The organism is Lactiplantibacillus songbeiensis (assembly GCF_005405125.1).
Classification (GTDB): Bacteria; Bacillota; Bacilli; order Lactobacillales; family Lactobacillaceae; genus Lactiplantibacillus; species Lactiplantibacillus songbeiensis.
The window spans coordinates 1-2,009 of the sequence record NZ_BJDL01000047.1 but is presented as its reverse complement, the minus strand read 5'-3'; the positions used below and the strand labels follow the sequence as shown (position 1 = coordinate 2,009).

Genomic DNA, 2,009 nt, shown 5'->3' with positions numbered 1-2,009 from the left:
CACAGAAGTCAAGCTTCTTAGCGCCGAGAGTAGTTGGGGGATCGCTCCCTGCGAGGGTAGGACGTTGCCATGCGATTTATGGAGGATTAGCTCAGTTGGGAGAGCGTCTGCCTTACAAGCAGAGGGTCACAGGTTCGAGCCCTGTATCCTCCATTTGAGCCGTTAGCTCAGTTGGTAGAGCATCTGACTTTTAATCAGAGGGTCGACAGTTCGAGACTGTCACGGCTCATTTAACCGCAAGGTTAAATGGATATTCTAATTCAATACCCAAAGTTCCATAGTGTGGTAGCGATAGCGGGAAGGATACACCTGTTCCCATGTCGAACACAGAAGTTAAGCTTCTTAGCGCCGAGAGTAGTTGGGGGATCGCTCCCTGCGAGGGTAGGACGTTGCCATGCGATTTATGGAGGATTAGCTCAGTTGGGAGAGCGTCTGCCTTACAAGCAGAGGGTCACAGGTTCGAGCCCTGTATCCTCCATTTGAGCCGTTAGCTCAGTTGGTAGAGCATCTGACTTTTAATCAGAGGGTCGACAGTTCGAGACTGTCACGGCTCATTGTTCAATGATTCGCCAATGAAAGAAATCAAAAAAGTTGTTGATTTATATAATTAGTCATGATAAGATGATATAGTTGTGTTAATCATCAGGTCATGCCGACTTAGCTCAGTTGGCAGAGCATCTGTCTTGTAAACAGGGGGTCGGAGGTTCGAATCCTCTAGTCGGCATTAACTGAATATTATGCGGAAGTAGTTCAGTGGTAGAACATCACCTTGCCATGGTGGGGGTCGCGGGTTCGAATCCCGTCTTCCGCTTTTCATCAAGTGCTGCCGGGGTGGCGGAATTGGCAGACGCACAGGACTTAAAATCCTGCGGTTAGTGATAACCGTACCGGTTCGATCCCGGTCCTCGGCACTTTTATGAAGCACCCATAGCGCAATTGGATAGAGTGTCTGACTACGAATCAGAAGGTTGTAGGTTCGACTCCTACTGGGTGCATATAACGGGAAGTAGCTCAGCTTGGTAGAGCACCTGGTTTGGGACCAGGGGGTCGCAGGTTCGAATCCTGTCTTCCCGATTAGATAATCTCTTTTGGTTATTTAACAGATCGCGGTGTAGCTCAGCTGGCTAGAGCGTCCGGTTCATACCCGGGAGGTCGAGGGTTCGATCCCCCCTGCCGCGATAGGAATAAAGTTCTCGGACCTTTAGCTCAGTTGGTTAGAGCAAACGGCTCATAACCGTTCGGTCGTAGGTTCGAGTCCTACAAGGTCCATCTACTAACCATAGTGGACAAGTTCCTAGTTACATTTTTTATGGAGGATTACCCAAGTCTGGCTGAAGGGAACGGTCTTGAAAACCGTCAGGTGGGTCAAACCACGCGAGAGTTCGAATCTCTCATCCTCCTTATATTATCGCGGGATGGAGCAGTCTGGTAGCTCGTCGGGCTCATAACCCGAAGGTCGCAGGTTCAAACCCTGCTCCCGCAATTTTGGTCCGTTGGTCTAGTTGGTTTAGGACGCCTGCCTGTCACGCAGGAGATCACGAGTTCGAGTCTCGTACGGACCGTTACATCAATTAAATAGAAGTATGGCTAAAATGGCTCGGTAGCTCAGTCGGTAGAGCAATGGATTGAAGCTCCATGTGTCGGCAGTTCGATTCTGTCCCGCGCCATAGAGTAGTAATGCGGGTATAGTTTAGTGGTAAAACCACAGCCTTCCAAGCTGTTGTCGCGAGTCCGATTCTCGTTACCCGCTTTTATGGGCCTATAGCTCAGTTGGTGAGAGCGCACGCCTGATAAGCGTGAGGTCGATGGTTCGAGTCCATTTAGGCCCATTGGAGAAGTACTCAAGTGGCTGAAGAGGTGCCCCTGCTAAGGGTATAGATCGCGCAAGCGGTGCGAGGGTTCGAATCCCTCCTTCTCCGTAGTTCTATTATAAATATGACCCCTTGGTCAAGTGGTTTAAGACACTGCCCTTTCACGGCAGTAACATGGGTTCGAATCCCGTAGGGGTC

19 tRNA genes and 1 rRNA gene are annotated in these 2,009 nt (G+C 50.1%); all 20 read left to right on the top strand.

The features are described from left to right. Positions 1 to 80 precede the first annotated feature (80 nt). A tRNA-Val gene (locus FFM77_RS13915) sits at positions 81 to 153 on the top strand. Positions 154 to 156: 3 nt separating this feature from the next. After that, positions 157 to 229, top strand: a tRNA-Lys gene (locus FFM77_RS13910). A gap of 52 nt (positions 230 to 281) precedes the next feature. Beyond that, a 5S ribosomal RNA gene (gene rrf, locus FFM77_RS13905) occupies positions 282 to 398 on the top strand. 7 nt (positions 399 to 405) lie between these two features. Then, positions 406 to 478, top strand: a tRNA-Val gene (locus FFM77_RS13900). A 3-nt stretch (positions 479 to 481) separates the two neighbouring features. Beyond that, positions 482 to 554 (top strand) — tRNA-Lys (locus tag FFM77_RS13895). A gap of 97 nt (positions 555 to 651) precedes the next feature. Next, a tRNA-Thr gene (locus FFM77_RS13890) sits at positions 652 to 724 on the top strand. 15 nt (positions 725 to 739) lie between these two features. After that, positions 740 to 811 (top strand) — tRNA-Gly (locus FFM77_RS13885). Between the two features lie 14 nt (positions 812 to 825). Then, a tRNA-Leu gene (locus FFM77_RS13880) sits at positions 826 to 911 on the top strand. A gap of 10 nt (positions 912 to 921) precedes the next feature. Continuing rightward, positions 922 to 995 (top strand) — tRNA-Arg (locus FFM77_RS13875). A 5-nt stretch (positions 996 to 1,000) separates the two neighbouring features. After that, positions 1,001 to 1,074: transfer RNA gene (locus FFM77_RS13870), tRNA-Pro, on the top strand. 31 nt (positions 1,075 to 1,105) lie between these two features. Then, positions 1,106 to 1,179, top strand: a tRNA-Met gene (locus FFM77_RS13865). A 16-nt stretch (positions 1,180 to 1,195) separates the two neighbouring features. Continuing rightward, positions 1,196 to 1,269: transfer RNA gene (locus tag FFM77_RS13860), tRNA-Ile, on the top strand. A gap of 42 nt (positions 1,270 to 1,311) precedes the next feature. After that, positions 1,312 to 1,401: transfer RNA gene (locus tag FFM77_RS13855), tRNA-Ser, on the top strand. A gap of 8 nt (positions 1,402 to 1,409) precedes the next feature. Next, a tRNA-Met gene (locus FFM77_RS13850) sits at positions 1,410 to 1,483 on the top strand. Positions 1,484 to 1,487: 4 nt separating this feature from the next. Further along, positions 1,488 to 1,562: transfer RNA gene (locus tag FFM77_RS13845), tRNA-Asp, on the top strand. Between the two features lie 32 nt (positions 1,563 to 1,594). After that, positions 1,595 to 1,667: transfer RNA gene (locus FFM77_RS13840), tRNA-Phe, on the top strand. Between the two features lie 12 nt (positions 1,668 to 1,679). Further along, positions 1,680 to 1,750: transfer RNA gene (locus FFM77_RS13835), tRNA-Gly, on the top strand. Between the two features lie 5 nt (positions 1,751 to 1,755). Further along, positions 1,756 to 1,829, top strand: a tRNA-Ile gene (locus FFM77_RS13830). A 2-nt stretch (positions 1,830 to 1,831) separates the two neighbouring features. Next, positions 1,832 to 1,919 (top strand) — tRNA-Ser (locus FFM77_RS13825). A gap of 18 nt (positions 1,920 to 1,937) precedes the next feature. Beyond that, a tRNA-Glu gene (locus tag FFM77_RS13820) sits at positions 1,938 to 2,009 on the top strand.